General features: G+C 64.8%; 17 protein-coding genes. 7 read left to right on the top strand and 10 right to left on the bottom strand.

Going from position 1 to position 19476, the window contains the following annotated elements; translation table 11 throughout:
- Positions 1-22 precede the first annotated feature (22 nt).
- Positions 23-2167 (top strand): ATP-dependent DNA helicase DinG, encoded by a 2145-nt coding sequence (dinG, locus tag MXC11_RS05030; protein ID WP_250006109.1) that lies wholly within the window; start codon positions 23-25, stop codon positions 2165-2167.
- A 67-nt stretch (positions 2168-2234) separates the two neighbouring features.
- Here dinG and rpoS read toward each other — a convergent pair whose 3' ends face one another.
- Positions 2235-3200, bottom strand: coding sequence for an RNA polymerase sigma factor RpoS (gene rpoS, locus MXC11_RS05025; protein WP_462938101.1), 966 nt, complete (start codon positions 3198-3200; stop codon positions 2235-2237).
- A gap of 337 nt (positions 3201-3537) precedes the next feature.
- On the opposite strand from rpoS, the gene MXC11_RS05020 reads away from it, so the two are divergent.
- Positions 3538-5889 carry a sensor domain-containing diguanylate cyclase gene (locus tag MXC11_RS05020; RefSeq protein WP_250006107.1) on the top strand — a complete coding sequence of 784 codons (2352 nt, stop codon included), beginning with the start codon at positions 3538-3540 and terminating at the stop codon, positions 5887-5889.
- Between the two features lies 1 nt (position 5890).
- Here MXC11_RS05020 and MXC11_RS05015 read toward each other — a convergent pair whose 3' ends face one another.
- From MXC11_RS05015 to MXC11_RS05000, 4 genes are read right to left on the bottom strand one after another with little or no spacing between them, the layout of a single operon-like run.
- The gene (locus tag MXC11_RS05015) at positions 5891-6286 is read right to left on the bottom strand and encodes a GNAT family N-acetyltransferase (protein WP_250006105.1); all 396 of its coding nucleotides are present in this window, start codon (positions 6284-6286) and stop codon (positions 5891-5893) included.
- A 14-nt stretch (positions 6287-6300) separates the two neighbouring features.
- Positions 6301-6549, bottom strand: a complete 249-nt coding sequence (locus MXC11_RS05010) for a hypothetical protein (protein ID WP_250006103.1) — start codon at positions 6547-6549, stop codon at positions 6301-6303.
- Positions 6550-6603: 54 nt separating this feature from the next.
- Complete coding sequence (locus tag MXC11_RS05005) at positions 6604-6948, bottom strand: zinc ribbon domain-containing protein YjdM (protein ID WP_250006101.1); 345 nt, start codon at positions 6946-6948, stop codon at positions 6604-6606.
- A gap of 60 nt (positions 6949-7008) precedes the next feature.
- On the bottom strand, positions 7009-7704 hold the full coding sequence (locus MXC11_RS05000; RefSeq protein ID WP_250006099.1) for a YebC/PmpR family DNA-binding transcriptional regulator: 696 nt from the start codon (positions 7702-7704) through the stop codon (positions 7009-7011).
- A 205-nt stretch (positions 7705-7909) separates the two neighbouring features.
- Here MXC11_RS05000 and MXC11_RS04995 point away from each other — a divergent pair, with 205 nt between their 5' ends.
- The gene (locus MXC11_RS04995) at positions 7910-8143 is read left to right on the top strand and encodes a hypothetical protein (RefSeq protein WP_250006097.1); all 234 of its coding nucleotides are present in this window, start codon (positions 7910-7912) and stop codon (positions 8141-8143) included.
- On the top strand, positions 8143-8424 hold the full coding sequence (locus MXC11_RS04990; protein WP_250006095.1) for a cell division protein ZapA: 282 nt from the start codon (positions 8143-8145) through the stop codon (positions 8422-8424). Before MXC11_RS04995 ends, MXC11_RS04990 begins: the two co-directional genes overlap by 1 nt.
- Here MXC11_RS04990 and MXC11_RS04985 read toward each other — a convergent pair.
- Together MXC11_RS04985 and MXC11_RS04980 are read right to left on the bottom strand one after the other, a co-directional pair.
- Positions 8402-10402, bottom strand: a complete 2001-nt coding sequence (locus MXC11_RS04985; protein ID WP_250006092.1) for a peptidase U32 family protein — start codon at positions 10400-10402, stop codon at positions 8402-8404. The two genes, MXC11_RS04990 and MXC11_RS04985, sit on opposite strands and share 23 nt — an antisense overlap.
- A gap of 290 nt (positions 10403-10692) precedes the next feature.
- The gene (locus tag MXC11_RS04980; protein ID WP_250006090.1) at positions 10693-11097 is read right to left on the bottom strand and encodes a hypothetical protein; all 405 of its coding nucleotides are present in this window, start codon (positions 11095-11097) and stop codon (positions 10693-10695) included.
- 168 nt (positions 11098-11265) lie between these two features.
- On the opposite strand from MXC11_RS04980, the gene MXC11_RS04975 reads away from it, so the two are divergent.
- The 3 genes from MXC11_RS04975 (at position 11266) to MXC11_RS04970 (ending at position 13780) form a co-directional block, all read left to right on the top strand.
- Positions 11266-12111: a CAP domain-containing protein gene (locus MXC11_RS04975; protein ID WP_462938100.1), complete on the top strand. Its 846-nt coding sequence runs from the start codon at positions 11266-11268 to the stop codon at positions 12109-12111.
- Between the two features lie 701 nt (positions 12112-12812).
- Complete coding sequence (locus MXC11_RS12155; protein WP_349665492.1) at positions 12813-12941, top strand: hypothetical protein; 129 nt, start codon at positions 12813-12815, stop codon at positions 12939-12941.
- A 95-nt stretch (positions 12942-13036) separates the two neighbouring features.
- Positions 13037-13780 carry a class I SAM-dependent DNA methyltransferase gene (locus MXC11_RS04970; RefSeq protein WP_250006089.1) on the top strand — a complete coding sequence of 248 codons (744 nt, stop codon included), beginning with the start codon at positions 13037-13039 and terminating at the stop codon, positions 13778-13780.
- Between the two features lie 60 nt (positions 13781-13840).
- Here the strand turns inward: MXC11_RS04970 and MXC11_RS04965 are convergent, their stop codons facing one another.
- From MXC11_RS04965 to MXC11_RS04955, 3 genes are all read right to left on the bottom strand, one after another.
- On the bottom strand, positions 13841-15091 hold the full coding sequence (locus tag MXC11_RS04965; protein ID WP_250006087.1) for a ribonucleotide-diphosphate reductase subunit beta: 1251 nt from the start codon (positions 15089-15091) through the stop codon (positions 13841-13843).
- A 177-nt stretch (positions 15092-15268) separates the two neighbouring features.
- Positions 15269-18127, bottom strand: a complete 2859-nt coding sequence (locus MXC11_RS04960) for a ribonucleoside-diphosphate reductase subunit alpha (RefSeq protein WP_250006085.1) — start codon at positions 18125-18127, stop codon at positions 15269-15271.
- A 615-nt stretch (positions 18128-18742) separates the two neighbouring features.
- Positions 18743-19474 carry a 4'-phosphopantetheinyl transferase family protein gene (locus tag MXC11_RS04955; RefSeq protein WP_250006082.1) on the bottom strand — a complete coding sequence of 244 codons (732 nt, stop codon included), beginning with the start codon at positions 19472-19474 and terminating at the stop codon, positions 18743-18745.
- Between the last annotated feature and the right edge of the window lie 2 nt (positions 19475-19476).

Here is a 19476-nt window from a genome sequence, read left to right as displayed (position 1 = left end):
TGAATATCCATACAGCCTCGCCATGCTCAGTCACGAACTCAAGACCCAGATCCAGGGCGCCTACAGCCGCTTTCTCGAGGCCAAGTCCCTCAAGCCTCGCTACGGTCAGCGGCTGATGATCGCCGAGGTGGCTCGCGCCCTGGGCGCCATCGAGGTCGATGAAGAAGGGGTGCGCAGCGGCGAGCCGGCGGTGGTAGCGGTCGAGGCCGGCACCGGTACCGGCAAGACAGTGGCCTATTGCTTGGCGACCATTCCGCTGGCCAAGCTGGCCGGCAAGCGCTTGGTAATCGCCACGGCCACGGTCGCGCTGCAGGAGCAGATCGTATTCAAGGATCTGCCGGATCTGGCCCGCAACAGTGGTCTGAATTTCAGCTTTGCCCTAGCCAAGGGCCGCGGGCGTTATCTGTGCCTGTCCAAGCTCGATCTGCTGCTGCAAGAAGGCGCCGCGCAGGGCGCCACCGCCCAGCTGTTCGAGGAGGAGGGCTTTCGCATCGATATCGACGAAGCCAGCCAGAAGCTGTTCAACCGGATGATCGAGAAGCTGGCCGGCAACCGCTGGGATGGCGACCGCGACGCCTGGCCTGAGGCCATCGAGGATGAGCAGTGGGCGCGCCTGACCACCGATCACACCCAGTGCACCGGCCGGCATTGCCCGAACTTCCAGCAATGCGCCTTCTACAAAGCCCGCGAGGGCATGACCAAGGTCGATGTGATCGTCACCAACCATGACATGGTGCTCGCTGATCTGGCGCTGGGCGGCGGGGCGATCCTGCCGGCGCCGGCCGATACCCTGTATGTGTTCGACGAAGGTCACCACCTGCCGGACAAGGCCATCGGCCACTTCGCCCACGCCACGCGCCTGCGCTCCACCGCCGACTGGCTGGAGCAGACCGCCAAGAACCTCACCCGCCTGCTGGCCCAGCACCCGCTGCCCGGCGAGTTCGGCCGGCTGCTGGAGGGGATTCCCGAGCTGGCCCGCGAGATCCGCACCCAGCAGCAGTTCATGCAGGCGGCGTGCGAGGAAATCGGCGATTTTCGCCCCGGTGAGGATACGGAGGGCCGCGAGCGTCCCCGGCACCGCTTCCCCGGTGGCGTAGTGCCCGAGCATCTGCGCGAGATGGGCGCGGAGCTGAAAAAGGGCTTCAGCCGCCTGGCCGAGCAACTGACCCGCCTGACCGAGCGGCTCAAGGAGGCGATGGACGGCGAGGGCAGTACTGGGCTGGCCAGTCATCAGGCCGAGGAGTGGTATCCGCTGTTCGGCAGCCTGCAGGCCCGCGCGCAGGGCAACTGGGAGCTGTGGAGCGCCTTCACCGGCGAGGACCCTGAAGACAGCCCGCCCACGGCCCGCTGGCTGACCCTGGTGGAAAGCGGCAGTTATCACGACATCGAGGTCAATGCCAGCCCGATCCTCGCCGCCGAAACCCTGCGCCGGCATTTGTGGAATGCGGCGTTCGGGGCGCTGGTCACCTCGGCCACCCTCACCGCGCTGGGCCGCTTCGACCGTTACCGGATGCGCTCCGGGCTGCCGAAGCAGGCGGCCACCGCGGTGGTGCCCAGCCCATTCCGCTACGCCGAGGCCGGGGTGCTGCATGTGCCGGATCTGGGCGCAGACCCGCGCAAGGCCGACGAGCACACCGCGGCGATCATCCGCGAGCTGCCGGCGCTGCTGGAGGGCACCCGCGGCAGTCTGGTGCTGTTCTCCTCGCGCAAGCAGATGCAGGAGGTGTTCGATGGCCTTGAGCGTGACTGGCGCAAGCGCGTGCTGATTCAGGGCAACCTGTCCAAGCAGGAGACGCTGAACAAGCACAAGGCGCGGGTTGATGACGGTGAACCCAGCGTGCTGTTCGGTCTGGCCAGCTTTGCCGAGGGCGTCGATCTGCCCGGCGCCTGGTGCGAGCATGTGGTGATCGCCAAGATTCCCTTTGCCGTACCGGACGATCCGGTCGAGGCGGCGCTCTCGGAGTGGATCGAGGCGCGTGGTGGCAATCCGTTCATGGAGATCGCCGTGCCTGACGCCTCGCTGAAGCTGATCCAGGCTTGCGGGCGCCTGCTGCGTACCGAAGAGGATTGCGGCGTGGTGACCCTGCTCGACCGTCGGCTGGTCACTCAGCGTTATGGACGCACCCTGCTGGACACCCTGCCACCGTTCCGCCGGCAGATCGATTGAATACAGGGGTACCCGCGGACGATCAGACTGCCAGCCCATTGCAGGCTGGCAGCCGGTTCAGTGGATATCAGCTGAAGACGCTTTCGCCATTCAGGCCGTTTTCCTCGATGATTTCCCGCAGCCGGCGCAGCGCCTCGACCTGGATCTGCCGGACCCGCTCACGGGTCAGGCCGATATCGCGGCCGACCTCTTCCAGAGTGCCGCATTCATGGCCGCGCAGGCCAAAACGGCGGATCACCACGGCGCACTGCCGTTCGGAGAGCTGCGACAGCCATTGATCGATGCTCTCCTGAAGGTCAGCATCCTGCAGCAGGTCGCAGGGATCGTTCGGCTGCTCATCGGCGACGATATCCAGCAGGGTGTGCTCGGAATCCTGGCCGATGTGCGCATCGGTGGAGATGATGCGCTCGTTGAGGCGCAGGGTGCGGCTGACCTCGGCGACCGGCTTTTCCAGCAGGCGGGCGACTTCCTCGATGCTCGGCTCATGGCTGAGCTTCTGGGACAGCTCACGGCCGGCGCGCAGGCAGACGTTGACTTCCTTGACCACATGAATCGGCAGACGGATGGTGCGGGTCTGGCTCATCAAGGCCCGCTCGATGGTCTGGCGGATCCACCAGGTGGCGTAGGTGGAAAAACGAAAGCCGCGCTCGGGGTCGAACTTTTCCACCGCGCGGATCAGGCCGAGGTTGCCTTCCTCGATCAGGTCCAGCAGCGACAGGCCACGGTTGTGATAGCGGCGGGCGATGCGTACCACCAAGCGCAGATTGCTTTCGATCATGCGCCGCCGGCCCGCCGCATCCCCCTTGCGGGCCAGGCGAGCAAAGTGCACTTCTTCCTCGGCGCTTAGCAGCGGCGAAAAGCCGATCTCGTTGAGGTAGAGCTGGGTGGGGTCGAGGGCAAAGCCATCCTCCTCGCTGCTGCGCCGGGCACTGGTCGCTGGCGATGCAACAGCGGTCTCATCGAGCCTGGCATGTTCCCCCAGCGTCAGTGCCTCCGTGGCGAGGGGGGCGTACTGTCTGTTGGTGATACCCATCTTATGGCTTCCTCTGCTTGATGATCGGCGGGGCGTGTGTGCACACATCAACGATCCCCTGTCACACATGAATACCTTATTTGAGTCAAAAAAACAGCGCTTACTGGATTTTTCCGACGTTCGTATGCTGTAGGTCAACGATTCGGCGGCAGATTGGCGATTTTTTGTGACGGATATATGACGCATAGCGAATTAGCCGACCGTTCAGCCGCGTCATGCACTGCCCGGCAACTTCGTTAGAGGGCGGCTATGCTGCGAGTATTCACTTGGTATGTTGCGGGGAATGCGCATGCGCTCATCAATACTGTCCCGCCGCGAGGCTGCAGGGTTGCGGCCTGTGTGGTTGCTTGCGCTGTTGCCGACCGTGTGCGGGCTGTTGCTGAGCATGTGGGCCTACCTGCAGGTGCAGGCCTTTCATCGGCAGCAACTGCGTCAGCAATTCGAGAGCCTTGCCAACGAGCACCTGAGCCGCTTCAGCGAGCGACTGCAGGAGCGTGAGCGTGATCTGCATGCCCTGCGGCGCTTCTTCCAGATGCAGGGCGATGATCCGCAAACCTTCGAGCGGTTTGCCAGCCCGATGCTCGATGAGAATCTGGTCTTTGCCTGGGCGCCACGGCTGACGATCAGCGCAGGTGACGTGCCGCACGCAGCGCAACTGGCGGCGTTCACGGCGCAGGCGCGGGCGAGGGTGGGGAGTGACTTCGTGCTGCGCGAGGCGGGCTTGCAGGGCGGCTTGCTGCCGCTGGGCGAGCGGTCCAGTTATTTCCCGATGCTCTATGGCGCCGCCCGCGAAAATGTTGGTCTGCCGCTGGGGCTAGACATGGCCTCGCCCGGCCCGCGGCGTGAAGGGCTGGAGCTGGCCATCCGCCGTGGGCAGATCAGCGCCACCAAAGTGCTGCGCCGCACCATGGGTGAGGAGCGGGATCGCCTGTCGATCCTGTTGTTCATACCGATTTATAGCGTGGGCGCCGTGCCGGAGCTGGCCAGCCTGCGGGGGATGCTGTTCAGCGGTCTGGGGGTCCGCCAGCTGCTGGAGGAGAATGTTTCGCCGGGTTTTCTGGAGGCGCTGGCGGTTGAGGTACATGACCCGGAGCTCGGGCCGAACTCGCTGGTGTATGCCTATGGCCAGGCGGCCGAGGAGCGCACCTTGCTGCTGGTCGATGAAATCGACAACCCGCTCTGGCCGTATCAGATGTACCTGCGTCCGACGAGCGAGTTCTACCGCCGCGCGGCGCAGCCGATGGGGGTGCCGGTGCTGTTGTCGGGCATCAGCCTCAGCCTGTTGCTCGGCGTATTGCTGATGACCATGCTGGGCCAGCGCCAGCGTGCACTGCGTCTGGTCGCGGAGCGCACCGCCGAGCTGCAGGGCAGCCGTGAACACCTGCAGCACATCAACGCCCGGCTCAACAACCTGCTGGAGGCGGCCAGTGAAGTGCTGATCATCAGCATGGACAGTAACGGGCAGATCCGTAGCGCCAACAGCGGGGCCGAGCGCTTGCTGGGCTTGCCCCGGCAGATGCTGGAGCAGTCATCGATCGAGGCGGTGCTGGATAATCGCCAACTGGCCCTCTCGGCCGGTCTCGACATCCTCAACGATCACCCGACCGCCGTGCTGGAGGCGCTGCTGGCCCACCACTATCAGGCCTCGCTGGATACCCTGCTGCGCCGCCATGACGGCGCCTGGCTGCCGGTGACGCTGATGTGTTCCACCATCAGCGATGGCAACGGCGGGTGGGATGGCTATCTGCTGATCGCCATCGACACCAGCGAGCGCCAGCGCATCCTCGCCGCGCTGGAGGAGCGCAGTGCGTTGCTGGCCCGGCTGGGGGCGCAGGTGCCGGGCTGCATCTATCAGTTCCAGCTGCACCCTGATGGTCACACCTCGATGCCCTACGCCAGTACCGGCTTGCAGGAGCTGTTCGAGGTGCTGCCGGAGCAGGTGCTGCAGGATGCCCAAGTGACGTTTGAGCGCATTCACCCCGAGGATCGCGCCCGCATCGAGGATTCGATTGCCGATGCGGCGCATGCACCCAGCCGCTGGCAGAGCGATTTTCGGGTGCTCTTGCCGCGGCGTGGTCAGCGCTGGCTGCATGCAGATGCCGTGCCTGAGCGGCTGATCGATGGCTCGGTGATCTGGTATGGCTATGTCAGTGATATCAGCAACCTCAAGCAGGTCGAGGAGGAGCTGCGCACGCTGACCATCACCGATGCGCTGACCGGCATTCACAACCGGCGCTTCTTCCTCGATCAGCTCGAACACGAGCTGGCCCGCCAGAAGCGCACCGGTCAGCAGCTCAGCCTGTTGCTGCTGGACATTGATCACTTCAAGCGCGTCAACGACACCTACGGCCATGATGTCGGTGATCAGGTGCTGCAGGCGCTGTGCCAGTGCATCAAGACCCGCTTGCGCCGGCTCGATGTGTTCTGCCGCTTCGGGGGCGAGGAGTTTGTGATCATCTGCCCGGAAACCGGCCTGGAGGCGGCGGTGCAGCTGGCCGAGCAGCTGCGCGAGCGGGTGGCCAGCGCGCCCTTCGAGCAGGTGGGCACCATCACCATCAGCCTGGGGGTGAGCACCGCGCGGGTCGGAGATACGAGCGGCAGCCTGCTGCAGCGCGCCGATCAGTCGATGTACGCCGCCAAGCAGAGCGGTCGCAACCGGGTGTGTGACGAGCGCAGCCTGAACAGCTGACTCAGAACTGCATGGCCAGCAGCGCCTTGCTGCGCTGATAGCGGGCCAGACGCTCAGCGAGGGCGGCGGGCAGCTGCTGGCTCTCGCTCAGTCCGCGGCGCTGATAGAAGGGCTGCAGGTCGGGATGGCAGAACAGCCAGATCGGCCCTGCATGGCGGCGGCGCACCTCGCTCAAGAGCTGCGTCGCCAGGCCCCGGCCGCGTTGTGCGTGATCGACCAGCAGGCCGGTCAGCCAGTAGCCCTCGGCCTGCGGTGTCAGGCACAGTGCCGCGACGATTTCCCCCTCATGCAGCACCCAGGGCTGGGCGCCGGCCGGAATCCGCATGGCGCTGCGCTGAGTGCGGTAGAAGCGCTGCAGCAGGGGGTACTGCAGCGCGGGAAGGGCTTTGCAGTGCATGCCTGCGTCCGGGCTCAGCGCTTGCCCATCGAGCGGCGCGTGCCGCGCGGAGCGGCGCCGGGATGCCGGGTGTGGTCGCAGCCGTGGGGGCGCGGATAGCCCGGTTGCTGTTCGGCGCGCGGGGCGTAGGTCTTGGCCGAGAACGGGAAGCGGAAGGCTGCCGGGCGCTCGGTATTCGCTGCTGCCTGGGCCGCTTCTGGCTGCTCGGCGGTTGCGGTGAGGCGGTCGGTGTGATCGGCCGGGGCCGGATCCTGCGGGTGCATGGGGGCAACTCCTGAAAAAAGCGCTGCAAGCGCAGCGCGGGAGAGGTGTGGGGCTCAGACCTTGCGCACGAACTCGGACTTGAGCTTCATGGCACCGATGCCCTCGATCTTGCAGTCGATGTCGTGGTCACCCTCGACCAGCCGGATGCCCTTGACCTTGGTGCCGACCTTGACCACCAGCGAGGTGCCCTTGACCTTGAGGTCCTTGATCACGGTGATGGTATCGCCATCCGCCAGGGCATTGCCGACCGCATCGCGGATCACCCGCTCGCCATCGGCGCTGTCGCCGGTCTCATTCAATGCCGACCATTCATGCCCGCAGGCTGGGCAGATCAGCGATGGACCATCCTCATAGGTGTATTCGGCCAGGCAGTTCGGGCAGGGGGGCAGGGTGCTCATGGTGACTCCGGGGCGGGTTGAAAGCCCTGCATTGTAGAGGGTTTTTGCCTGCCCAGGCCGTCAGGCCAGACCGACGTAGACGTTCTGCACGTCGTCGTGGTTGTCGAGCGCTTCAAGGAAGGCTTCGACTTCCTCCAGCTCAGCCGCCGACAGGCTGACCGGATTCTTGGCCTTGTAGCCCAGATTGGCCGATTGCACGGTGAAACCAAACTCCGGCAGCGCCTTGCACACCGCATCCAGATCGGTCGGCTCGGTGTAGAACAGCGTGGCGCCTTCTTCGGCGGCCTCAAAGTCTTGGGCGCCGGCCTCGATGGCGGCCAGTTCCGGATCGGCATCGCCCTCGGGCGTGGCTTCGATCATGCCCAGGTAGTCAAAATCCCAGCTCACCGAACCGGAGGTGCCCAGCTGGCCCTTGCGAAACAGCACGCGGATTTCCGCGACGGTGCGGTTCACGTTGTCGGTCAGGCACTCGACGATCACTGGCACGCGGTGCGGGGCGAAGCCTTCATAGAGGGTGCGCTCGTAGTTGACCACCTCACCGGAGAGACCGGCGCCTTTTTTGATGGCGCGCTCCAGGGTGTCTTTGGGCATCGAGGCTTTCTTGGCCTGATGCACCGCCAGACGCAGCTTGGGGTTCATCTCCGGGTCGGCGCCGCCCCGTGCGGCGATCATGATTTCCTTCACCAGCTTGCCGAAGATTTTACCCTTGGCGTTGGCGGCGGCTTCTTTGGGTTTGGCTTTCCACTGGGCGCCCATGTCGGTTTCTCTCGCTGCGGCGTGAAGGTCCCGGGACAGCCCCGGAACGGGAGCGGCGATTCTAACGGCTGGGCTGCCCGCCGGCATCTATTCTCGTGCCTGCCAAAGCGCCATCGAGGTCTGGCGGACGGGCGGGGCGGCGGTTGTGAGGGGCCGGGCTTTTCATTATCCTCAGCGCTGTTTTCACGACAATCGGATGTTTTTCATGCTCGAAACCACGCTGGAACAACTCGAAGCCCTGGTCAGTGAACTGCTGAGCCAGAATCAGAATCTTGGTGAGCATTGCCGTCTGCTAGAGCAGCAATTGCAGCAGGCCCGCGAGGAAAATGACAACCTGCAGCTGGCCGCGCTCGAGCAGGAAGAGAAGCAGGCTGCCAGTCAGGCCCGTCTGCAGGCGCTGGTGCAGCGTCTGGGTGGTCATGGCCACGGCGGCGCCTGATGAGCGCCGGCCATGTCCGCACGCTCAGCATCCTCGGTCGCGAGTATGCGATCCGTACCACGACCGAGGGAGAGGCAGCGCTGCAGCAGGCAGCGATGCTGCTTGAAGAGCGTCTGGAGGAGCACCGCCAGCGCTTCCCGCGCGCGGGCAGCCATGAACTGCTGGTGCTGACTGCGCTCAATCTGTGCGTGCCGCTGCTGGAGCAGCAGCAGCGCCTGCAGGAAGCCGAGCAGCGCCTGCAGGCGTGTGTCGCCCGCCTCAGTGCAGCGGCTGGCGCTTGATGGTCTTCAGCAGGTCTTCCGGGCTGATCTGACCGACAATGCTCGCCGCGCTGCCCGGCTGCGGCAGATTGAGGATGTGCCCCTTGATCTTGCCAACCACGTGCATCTCGCACGGCTTGCAGTCGAACTTCAGGGTCAGCACCTCGTCGCCGTGCACCAGTTGCATCGGCGCGACCTTGGTGCGCACCCCGGTGTAGCCCTTGGTCTGCTTGGGGCAGAGGTTGAAGGAGAAGCGCAGGCAGTGCTTGGTGATCATCACCGGCACGTCGCCGGTTTCCTCGTGCGCCTCGTAGGCCGCATCGATCAGCTGCACGCCAAAGCGGTGGTAGAAGGCGCGCGCCTTCTCGTTGTAGACGTTGGCGAGGAAGGAGAGGTGCGACTCCGGGTAGACCGGCGGCGGTACGCTGACCGGCTTGCGGCTGCCGCGCGGATGCACCGCCAGACGCGCCGCGGTGAGCGCCTCGACAGCCTCGCGGCGCAGCGCCTTGAGCTGCGAGTTGGGCACGAAGGGCAGCTCTGTGGCAGCGATCTCCACGCCATCGGCGTGATAGATCGTGTTGCCCAGCTGGCCGAGCAGCTCGCGTAGCTGCTCGCGCGCCTGCTCCGGCTTGTTGGCGGCGCCGAACGGGCCATCAAGGCTCACTGAGGCGGTGCTGCCGTCCTCGCTGCTGACCATGAGGCTGATGCGTTCGGCACTCAGCGCGGCCTGCCAGCGCACGCCGATGCGGCGCTCGGCGGAGGTCTTCTGCAGCGCCTGCTGCCAGTTGTGGTCGAGGTTGCGGTTGAGCGGGTGTTTGGGCTGCAGGCGGCGCAGCGCCTCCGGCATCTCGTTGGGCTCGACGCGGTACTGCCAGCGCGGCGCGCCGTCTTCCTCGCTCTGGCCGAGCAGCTCGACCACGCTGGCGCGGAAACCGACCACCTCGCGCTTGACCAGCACGTTGAGGCCGTCGCCGTTGGTCAGCGGATCGGTGGTGCTGACGAGCAGGTCGCGCTTGCCGACTTTCTGCACCTCACCGACCGGCAGGCCAGTGAATTTGGGCGAGTCGAAGGCACCGATGTCGATCATACGGTCATTGACGAAGTAATCGGTGCTGCCGCGGTGGAAGGTGCGGTCCGGGTCGGGGACAAAGAAGTGCTCGGTACGCCCGCTAGAGGCGCGCGCCAGCTCCGGACGTTCCGCGAGGATTTCGTCGAGGCGCTGGCGGTAGTAGGCGGTGATGTTCTTCACATAGCCCATATCTTTGTAGCGCCCCTCGATCTTGAACGAGCGCACGCCGGCGTCGATCAGCGCGCGCAGGTTGGCGCTCTGGTTGTTGTCCTTCATCGACAGCAGGTGCTTCTCGTAGGCGACCACTGCGCCGCTCTCGTCCTTGAGGGTGTAGGGCAGGCGGCAGGCTTGCGAGCAGTCGCCGCGGTTGGCGCTGCGCCCGGTCTGCGCGTGGGAGATGTAGCACTGCCCGGAGAAGGCCACGCACAGCGCACCGTGGATGAAGAACTCGATGGTCGAGTCCACCGAATCGCTGATCTGGCGGATTTCCGCAAGGTTCAGCTCGCGGGCCAGCACCAGCTGGGAGAAGCCGGCATCGGCGAGGAACTTGGCTTTTTCCACGCTGCGGATGTCGGTCTGGGTGCTGGCGTGGATCTCGATCGGCGGGATATCCAGCTCCATGATGCCCATGTCCTGCACGATCAGCGCATCGACCCCAGCGTTGTACAGTTCGTGGATCAGCCGGCGCGCCGGCTCCAGCTCGTCGTCATGCAGGATGGTGTTGAGGGTGACGAACACCCGCGCATGGAACAGATGAGCGAAGGTCACCAGCTCGGCGATCTCCGCCACGCTGTTCTCGGCGTTGTGCCGGGCACCGAAACTTGGGCCGCCGATGTACACGGCATCGGCACCATGCAGGATGGCCTCCTTGGCGATGGTGACATCCCGCGCGGGGCTGAGCAGTTCCAGATGGTGTTGGGGCAGGGACATGGGGCGGGCTCGCGAGCGCTGTGAAACAGGGCGCGCATTGTACCTGCCCGCCGGCCGCTTGCGGGGCTTGTGCGCCGGGCGTGGTTCCATCGGCTGGCTCAATGTGGGCGATACGCTTTGTCGATTTCCCTGCGCGGTGCCGGACGCGCACCATGGCAGCCAGTCGCCTAGGTGGCGTTGCCCGTGTTACAGGAGAGCTTCCATGAATATCTCGCATCAGGTCTATTTCGCCGAATCCGCCCTCAAGCATGCCTGCGGCGTGGTTTACCGTCGCCCGCGGCGCTGAGGATTCAGGCACCCAGCAGGTCGAAGCTATCCAGAAGGCGCCAGAGCAGCGGCGGATGCTGCTCAAAGGCGCGGCGCAGCGTGGCGGCCATCGCGCGCTGCGTCTTGCGGCACAGCCCGGGCTGCGGGGTGAAGTCGATCTGCACACCGCGCGCACTACGCACCTCATGTAGGCCGGGCGAGAGCCGCAGCTCGATGCCCAGTTGCTCGTGCATGCGCCGGCGCAGGTGCTGCAGGTCGTCAAAATCGAGCAGCGCCTGCAGACGCGCCAGCAGGCGCCGCTCCTCATGGCGGGTCAGGCGCAGGATGCGCTGATCGGCCGTGGCATCTGCCAGCAAGGTGCGATGCCCGCAAGTGCACAGTGCGGGTGGGCAGGGCTGGCGCAGGGGCGAGGGTGGGTTGGTGTGCATGGCTCGATCATAGTCATGGCCCGCTTCTCTGCACAGAGGCCATCCCTGCGGTTGAGCGCGGCTTTCGCGCGGCGGCGTGACCGTCGGGCGCCAGCGGGGCTAGGCCCCCTGCCGCCGCTCAGCACAACCCGGCATCATGGGCGCTGATCAATCGCCCTGGAGCCTGCCATGTCCCGCCTTTTCCGTCTCTGGCCCTTGCTGGCCGGACTGCTCGCAAGCCTTGGCATGCCTGCCGCGCATGGCAGTGAAGCATCCACCTTGCTCGACGCCCTCAACCGTTACCGCAGCACCCCGCAAGCCTGCGCGGGCGATGCGCTGGGCGAGTTGCCACCCCTGCGTGCGGATGCACGCCTGATCCTGCCCGAAGGCCAGGAACTGCAGCCGGCGCTGGTCGCGGCGGGCTATCCGATGGTGCATGCCCAGTCGATTCGTCTGTCTGGCCCGCGCGATGCGGCTGCGGCAATGGCCCTGCTGCAGGCGCACTACTGCCGAACGCTGTTGGATGCACGCTTCGTGCATATCGGCATCCATCAGGCTGAGCGTGACTGGCGCATCGTGCTGGCCCGCCCGCTGCTGGCAGCCGGGTTAGCGGACTGGCAGCGCGAAGGGCAGACGCTGCTGGAGGGCATCAATGCAGCTCGTGCTCTGCCGCGCCGCTGTGGCGAGCAAACGTATCCGGCGGCCCCGGCGCTGAGCTGGAATCCCTTGCTCGGTGAGCTGGCCGAGCGCCATAGCCGGGCGATGGCCAATGGCAATTTCTTCGCCCATGTCGACCACGAGGGTTATACCCCGGCGGATCGTGCCGAGCTGGCGGGCTATGCAGGGCAGGCGGTGGGTGAAAACATCGCAGCAGCTCTGGACACCCCGGCGCAGGTGCTGACCGGCTGGCTGGATAGCCCCGCCCACTGCGCCAATCTGATGAATGCCCGGTTCCAAGAGTTGGGCGCGGCCTATGCCATCGATCCACAGAGTGATGCCGGGATCTACTGGACCGCGCTGTTCGGTACGCCCTGAGCCGGGCACGAGACTGCGTGTTACCGGCGTTACCGAGTCGTTGTGGTGTTACTGGAGCACGCCTGGCTGTCACCTGCCCTGGGTGTACCGGTAACGGATGGGGAGGATTAGCAGGGTGTCTGCGCAAGCAGACTGATGCGTAACTCACTGTATTAAAAGGATTTTTAGTTTTCTGGCACGCTAACTGCAATATCTTCGGTACAACAAGAACAAGATGTCACGAAGCCTTAACAACAAGAACAACAGCAGGCAACGTAACAAACTGATTCTTTTGGAGAGGAGTTGCCCGAAAGGAATCTCCCGACCGGCGCGAGAACAATAAAACTGCCCAGCAGCAGCGCCAGTACCGGTCAGTCGTGCACGATGACGGCGACGTCAGCATCCAAAGGAATCCGTTTGTGCAGGACGCTCCCCCTGGGAGCAACGGGCCGCACACCCAACCGGATCGACAACAAGAACAACAGATCCGGCAGAACAATAAGAAAAATCAGACGCCATCTTCGAAGGGGAGCCCAAAGGCTCCCCTTCGTGCATCTGGCCTCTGGGTAACTGCGCAGCCGGTGGGTTGTTCATCGCAAGAGGCTGGACAAGCCGCAACAACCTCCCTAAAAAGGCCGCCTGACTGGCCGGCATGCTCCGGTCCGCATCACGCGGGTACGCCCTGCAAGCCCGCTTTACTGCCCTCGGTTACAGGTGACCCCGTGAGAAAGAAAAAGCCCATAGACCCCGCCCGCCGTGCCCTCAAGGATCGTGGTTACCGCATCGGCTGGCTGATTGCGCTGGCCGGCATCATCAGCGGTTTTGTGCTGGTTGGCCTGCAGGGCAGCTGAGCGAGCACATGCTGGTCCGGGCGGATTGTCGGTAGCCTACCGGTCCCGACAATCAGGCTATGATGCGCGCCCCACATCCGCCCGGAACCTACGCCATGACCGGCACCATCCTCTACAACGACCTGTCCGGTTATTACGACCTGATGTGCGCCGACATCGACTACCCGGCGCAAAGCCACTGCGTGCAGCGCCTGCAGCAGCTGTTTGGCAACGGCGGACAGCGGCATCTGGACTTGGCTTGTGGCACCGGCCCCCATGTGCGGCACTTCATCGATGCGGGCTATTACAGCAGCGGCCTCGACCTCAACCAGCCGATGCTCGATCGCGCCACGCAGCGCTGCCCCGAGGCGCAGTTCTCCTGCCAGGACATGTGCACCTTCACGGTCAGCGAGCCGCAGGATCTGATCACCTGCTTCCTCTACTCGATCCACTACAGCTCCAGCCTCGAGCGGCTGCAGGCCTGTATTGCCAGCGCCCATCACGCTCTGGCGGCAGAGGGGCTGTTCTGCTTCAACGCGGTGGACAAGCGGCGCATCGACAACGCCTCTTTCGTCAGCCACAGCGCCGAGCATGCCGATGGCCTGTTCAGCTTCGGCTCCGGCTGGCATTACCCCGGCGAGGGCGAGCAGCAGACTCTGCGCCTGCGCATTGAACGGCGCATGGCCGGGCAGACCCAGCACTGGCAGGACGAGCACCCGATGGTGGCGGTGGATTTTGATGAGCTGCAGGCGCTGTTGGCGCCGTACTTTGAGGTGCATGTGTTCGCGCATGACTACCAGAAGCTGCTGCCCTGGGATGGCCGCGCGGGGAATGCATTGTTTGCTTGTGTGAGGCGCTGAGGACAGAGACAGAAAGCCCCGCGCAAGGCGGGGCTCTGTTACGACAGTGGCTACTGGGCATCAATCCCAGCTCAACGCACCACCGGTCTGATACTCGATCACCCGCGTCTCGAAGAAGTTTTTCTCCTTCTTCAGGTCCATGATCTCGCTCATCCACGGGAACGGATTGCTCACCCCGGCGTACTGCTCCGGCAGGCCGATCTGGGTCAGGCGGCGGTTAGCGATGAATTTGAGGTATTCCTCCATCATCGCTGCGTTCATGCCCAGCACGCCGCGCGGCATGGTATCGCGGGCGTATTCAATCTCCAGCTGCGCCCCCTGCAGGATCATCTGGGTGGCCTCGTCCTTCATTTCGGCATCCCACAGGTGCGGGTTCTCGATCTTGATCTGGTTGATCATGTCGATGCCGAAGTTCAGGTGCATGGACTCATCGCGCAGGATGTACTGGAACTGCTCGGCCGTGCCGGTCATCTTGTTGCGGCGGCCCATGGAGAGGATCTGGGTAAAGCCGCAGTAGAAGAAGATGCCTTCCAGCACGCAGTAGTAGGCGATCAGGTTTTTCAGGAACTGCTTGTCGGTCTCGACGGTGCCGGTGGTGAAGGTCGGATCGCTGATCGAGCGGGTGTACTTGAGGCCCCAGGAGGCCTTCTTCGCCACGCTCGGGATCTCGTGGTACATGTTGAAGATCTCGCCCTCGTCCATGCCCAGCGACTCGATGCAGTACTGGTAGGCGTGGGTGTGGATCGCTTCCTCGAACGACTGGCGCAGGATGTACTGGCGGCATTCGGGGTTGGTGATCAGCCGGTAGACGGCCAGCACCAGGTTGTTGGCGACCAGCGAATCGGCGGTGGAGAAGAAGCCCAGCGAGCGCTTGACGATACGTCGCTCATCCTCGGTCAGGCCGTCAGCGCTCTTCCACAGGGCGATGTCCGCGGTCATGTTGACCTCTTGCGGCATCCAGTGGTTGGCGCAGCCGTCCAGGTATTTCTGCCAGGCCCAGTCGTACTTGAGCGGCACCAGCTGGTTGAGGTCGGCGCGGCAGTTGATCATGCGCTTCTCGTCCACGCGCACCCGCGCGCTGGCGCCTTCCAGATCCTCGAGGCCTTCCTGGATGTCCAGATCGTTCAGGGCGGCCTTGGCACGGGCCACGGCGTCGGAATCGTCGGCGGTCACGGCACGGGCATCATGGGCGGCGGCATCACCGTCGCTGTCCAGGCCGTTGTGGCGCTCGGCACTGGCCGCCTGGGCCGGTGTGCTCGGGCGGGTCGCGACGACGGTGTCCTCGGTATCGAATTCATCCCAGCTCAGCATGGTGTTTCTCCTGTCTGGTGGCGTGCTCCGCCGGGTGCGGAGCTGTATGGTTAGCCAGCAATCTGGATTCTACGGTCAGGTGTTGCAGGCGCAAGATGTATCCGGGGGCCGCTGGTCGGCACGGGGCTGTTGCCCTCTTGTCCCGGCCCCTCTCCCGAGGGAGAGGGGCGTGTGGCGTTACTGGCAGGCTTCGCAGTCGGGGTTGTCGATCGAGCAGGCCTGCGGCACCGGGGCCGGCTTGGGCTCGGCGCTGGGCAGGGTTTCATCGATGGCCGAGCTGACGGCGTTGAGCTTGCCGGTGTTGATGGTCGATTTCTCGGTGCTGGTGGCGGCCAGCGCGCGGAGGTAGTAGGTGGTCTTCAGGCCACGGAACCAGGCCATGCGATAGGTCACATCGAGCTTCTTGCCCGAGGCGCCGGCAATGTACAGGTTCAGCGATTGGGCCTGATCGATCCACTTCTGGCGGCGGCTGGCGGCCTCGACGATCCAGCGGGTATCCACCTCGAAGGCGGTGGCATACAGCGCCTTGAGGTCGGCCGGGATGCGCTCGATCTGCTGCACCGAGCCGTCGTAGTACTTGAGGTCGTTGACCATCACCGCATCCCACAGGCCGCGTGCCTTGAGGTCGCGCACCAGATACGGGTTGATCACGGTGAACTCGCCGGAGAGGTTCGACTTCACATAGAGGTTCTGGTAAGTCGGCTCGATCGACTGCGACACGCCAACGATGTTGGAGATGGTCGCGGTCGGGGCGATGGCCATGATGTTGGAGTTGCGGATACCGCGCTTGACGCGCTCGCGGATCGGCGCCCAGTCCAGGGTGCTGTTGCGATCGACCTCGATGTACTGCGCGCCACGCTGTTCGGTGAGGATCTCCAGCGAGTCGAGCGGCAGGACACCCCGGCTCCACAGCGAGCCGTCGAAGCTCGAATAGGCGCCGCGCTCCTCGGCCAGGTCACAGGAGGCCTGGATGGCGAAGTAGCTGATCGCCTCCATCGACTGATCGGCAAACGCCACCGCGGCGTCGCTGCCGTAGGCGATGTGCTGCAGGTACAGGGCATCCTGGAAGCCCATGATCCCAAGGCCGACCGGGCGGTGCTTGAAGTTGGCGTTCTGCGCCTGGGGCACGCTGTAGTAGTTGATATCGATGACGTTGTCCAGCATGCGCACGGCAGTCTTGACGGTGCGCGCCAGCTTGGCGGTGTCCAGCTGGCCATCCTTGATGTGGTTGACCAGGTTGATCGAGCCGAGGTTGCAGACCGCGATCTCATCCTTGTTGGTGTTCAGGGTGATCTCGGTGCACAGGTTGGAGCTGTGCACGACACCGACATGTTGCTGCGGGCTACGCAGGTTGCACGGGTCCTTGAAGGTCAGCCACGGGTGGCCGGTCTCGAACAGCATCGAGAGCATCTTGCGCCACAGATCCTTGGCCTTGAGGGTCTTGTGCAGCTTGAGCTTGCCGTAGCCGGCCAGGGCTTCGTAGTACTCGTAGCGCTCCTCGAAGGCCTTGCCGGTCAGATCATGCAGATCCGGCACGTCGGACGGCGAGAACAGGGTCCAGTCGCCATCGTCGAACACGCGCTTCATGAACAGGTCGGGAATCCAGTTCGCGGTGTTCATGTCGTGGGTGCGGCGACGGTCGTCACCGGTGTTCTTGCGCAGCTCGAGAAATTCCTCGATGTCCAGATGCCAGGTCTCGAGATAGGCGCAGACCGCCCCCTTGCGCTTGCCGCCCTGGTTGACCGCCACGGCGGTGTCGTTGACCACCTTGAGGAACGGCACCACGCCCTGGGATTTGCCGTTGGTACCCTTGATGTAGGAGCCCAGTGCGCGCACCGGGGTCCAGTCGTTGCCGAGGCCACCGGCAAACTTGGAGAGCAGGGCGTTGTCGCGGATCGCGTCGTAGATGCCGCCCAGATCATCCGGCACGGTGGTCAGGTAGCAGGAGGAAAGCTGCGGGCGCAGGGTGCCGGCGTTGAACAGGGTCGGGGTCGATGCCATGTAGTCGAACGAGGACAGCAGGTTGTAGAACTCGATGGCGCGCGCTTCACGGTCCTGCTCCTCGATGGCCAGGCCCATGGCCACGCGCATGAAGAACACCTGCGGCAGCTCGAAGCGCACGTCGTTCTTGTGCAGGAAGTAGCGGTCATAGAGGGTCTGCAGACCCAGGTAGGTGAACTGCTGATCGCGCTGGTGATCGAGCGCCGCCCCCAGGCGAGCCAGGTCGTAGTCGCGCAGGCGCGCATCCAGCAGCTCGAATTCGACGCCCTTGTCGATGTACACCGGCAGTGCACGGGCATACAGCTCGGCCATTTCGTGGTGGGTGGCGCGCTCGGCAACGCCGAGGAAGCCCAGCGCTTCAGCGCGCAGGGTGTCCATCAGCAGGCGAGCGGTGACGTAGCTGTAGTTGGGCTCGCGCTCGACCAGGGTGCGCGCGGTCATCACCAGCGCGGTGCTGACATCCTGCTCGGTGACGCCGTCGTAGAGGTTCTTCAGGGTGTCGCGCAGGATCAGCTCGCTGTCCACCTCGGCCAGCCCCTCGCAGGCCTCACCGATGATGGTCTGTAGGCGGCTGAGGTTCAGCGGGATCTTCTCGCCATTGGCTAGGGTCACGCGGATGGTCGGGTGGGCCTGCACCTGCTCGGCAGCGGCGCGGCGGGCGCGCTCCTGGGCATGGGCTTCACGGTAGAGCACGTAGTCGCGGGCGACTTTCTGCTCGCCGGCGCGCATCAGGGCCAGTTCGACCTGATCCTGGATTTCTTCGATGTGGATGGTGCCACCGGAGGGCATGCGACGCTTGAAGGTGGCGGTGACCTGCTCGGTCAGCCGGGCCACGGTGTCGTGGATCCGCGAGGAGGCTGCGGCGGAGCTGCCTTCCACGGCGAGGAACGCCTTGGTCATGGCGACGGTGATCTTGTCATCCGAATAGGGGACAACGGTGCCGTTGCGCTTGATCACGCGCAGCTGGCCCGGGGCGGTGGCGACCAGTTCGCCGGCCTCGGCCTGGGGGTGCTCGCGGTGGGTGTCGGTGTGCATCGGGTTCTCCACGATCTTCGTGTGTTCAGTTCAGGCACCGCAGTGCCACTGTGCAAAAAGAGCGACCGCGCCGGGGCACGGGGGAGGCCATGTCCGGCGGTGCCGGGGCCTGTCAGCAGCGTGGTATCCCGCCGTTGCACGGCGATGAATACCACTACATCTTGGGGTGGCCATGCGTGGAGCATGCCAGCCTATCGAGGCCTTGCCGTCTGCCGCTCGTCTGCTGTCTGGCAGCACGCGGCGGGCCTGAGCGCTTGGGCGGGCGCGAAGGTGAGTCCGCGCGCCCGGTACGGCAGTGATTTCAGCGGGCGGTGTACATATCTGTCACCAAAAACACCACATGTAGTGCCAGTGTAGCCTGATCTGCACAAGATGCATGATCTGGCAAGGTGCGACTGCTGCCGGCTGTGGATAGCATGTGGGCAACATGTGGGTGAGTGCCGGAGGGTGGTTGCCTGCGCCCGCGCATCCCGCCTCTTGGGTACTGCGTGTCTTGCCTTCGGCCTGAAACCGCTGCCCACAGGCAGGCTTCAAGGCCTTTGAGGGCGCGCAAACTAACACAATATCTGGGGGTGGGGGAGACTTGGAAAAACACGCCAGATGTGCAGACGCCGCTCAGTCCGCTGCAATGGCGATCAGGCTCAGCCGGTGTTCGCCGCGGCGGGCAAACTGGCCCGCCAGCGAGCGCCCGCGTGGCCAGTCGCGGTGCAGGCTTTCACGCAGTTCAAGGCTCGCCTGACCTGGCGCGGCGTGCAGATGCACGGCAGCGGCGCTGAAGGTGAAGTGTCGCCCGACCAGCGGGTACAGCGCCTTGAACAGGCTTTCCTTCAGGGAGAAACACAGCGTCAAATATTCAGCCGCCGCACCCGGATCCTGGCGGTTGAAGTGGGCGATTTCTTCCTCAACAAGGATCTGCCGTGCCAGACGTGCCGCGCGCTCCGGGGCAATCTGCCGTTCGGCATCCACCCCGAGGCTGCGCCAGTGATGCCCGTGCGCGACCACCGCGACCGCCCAGCCGTGGCTGTGGGTGAGGCTGCCGCTATAGCCGTGCGGCCAGCGTGGCGCCCGGTCGCTGCCACGGGGCGGGTACTGCCAGCCGCCCCCCAGCTGCTGCAGCGCGGCGGCGGCGCAGACACGCCCGGCCAGGTACTCACAGCGCCGCTTGGCGGCAGCGGTTTGCAGAGCATCGGGCAGCGTCAGCCCCAGGTGTACGGGGTCATCGTCCTGCAGCCGCTCGGGGGTAAAGTTGCAGCTGGCCAAGCGGACGGCGGGCAGAGGCAGCGGCAGCAGCCAGTCATGCCTGAGCGCGTGGCAGCAGGCCGGCAAGGCGGGCGTGACGGAGCGCATGT

Source organism: Pseudomonas eutrophicaquae (assembly GCF_023544715.1).
Taxonomy (GTDB): domain Bacteria; phylum Pseudomonadota; class Gammaproteobacteria; order Pseudomonadales; family Pseudomonadaceae; genus Geopseudomonas.
The sequence above is the reverse complement of the archived record's forward strand: the minus strand, read 5'-3'. Positions and strand labels throughout refer to the sequence as shown.

What these genes read in the sequence shown, in the direction of transcription:
- dinG (WP_250006109.1), top strand. Translation starts at nt 23, where the DNA reads ATGCTCAGTCACGAACTCAAGACCCAGATCCAGGGCGCCTACAGCCGC.
- MXC11_RS05005 (WP_250006101.1), bottom strand. Translation starts at nt 6,948, where the DNA reads ATGAGCACCCTGCCCCCCTGCCCGAACTGCCTGGCCGAATACACCTAT.
- MXC11_RS05000 (WP_250006099.1), bottom strand. Translation starts at nt 7,704, where the DNA reads ATGGGCGCCCAGTGGAAAGCCAAACCCAAAGAAGCCGCCGCCAACGCC.
- MXC11_RS04975 (WP_462938100.1), top strand. Translation starts at nt 11,266, where the DNA reads ATGTCCCGCCTTTTCCGTCTCTGGCCCTTGCTGGCCGGACTGCTCGCA.
- MXC11_RS04965 (WP_250006087.1), bottom strand. Translation starts at nt 15,091, where the DNA reads ATGCTGAGCTGGGATGAATTCGATACCGAGGACACCGTCGTCGCGACC.
- MXC11_RS05015 (WP_250006105.1), bottom strand. Translation starts at nt 6,286, where the DNA reads ATGCACTGCAAAGCCCTTCCCGCGCTGCAGTACCCCCTGCTGCAGCGC.
- MXC11_RS04970 (WP_250006089.1), top strand. Translation starts at nt 13,037, where the DNA reads ATGACCGGCACCATCCTCTACAACGACCTGTCCGGTTATTACGACCTG.
- MXC11_RS04980 (WP_250006090.1), bottom strand. Translation starts at nt 11,097, where the DNA reads ATGCACACCAACCCACCCTCGCCCCTGCGCCAGCCCTGCCCACCCGCA.
- MXC11_RS04960 (WP_250006085.1), bottom strand. Translation starts at nt 18,127, where the DNA reads ATGCACACCGACACCCACCGCGAGCACCCCCAGGCCGAGGCCGGCGAA.
- MXC11_RS05010 (WP_250006103.1), bottom strand. Translation starts at nt 6,549, where the DNA reads ATGCACCCGCAGGATCCGGCCCCGGCCGATCACACCGACCGCCTCACC.
- MXC11_RS04990 (WP_250006095.1), top strand. Translation starts at nt 8,143, where the DNA reads ATGAGCGCCGGCCATGTCCGCACGCTCAGCATCCTCGGTCGCGAGTAT.
- MXC11_RS04985 (WP_250006092.1), bottom strand. Translation starts at nt 10,402, where the DNA reads ATGTCCCTGCCCCAACACCATCTGGAACTGCTCAGCCCCGCGCGGGAT.
- rpoS (WP_462938101.1), bottom strand. Translation starts at nt 3,200, where the DNA reads ATGGGTATCACCAACAGACAGTACGCCCCCCTCGCCACGGAGGCACTG.
- MXC11_RS04955 (WP_250006082.1), bottom strand. Translation starts at nt 19,474, where the DNA reads ATGCGCTCCGTCACGCCCGCCTTGCCGGCCTGCTGCCACGCGCTCAGG.
- MXC11_RS04995 (WP_250006097.1), top strand. Translation starts at nt 7,910, where the DNA reads ATGCTCGAAACCACGCTGGAACAACTCGAAGCCCTGGTCAGTGAACTG.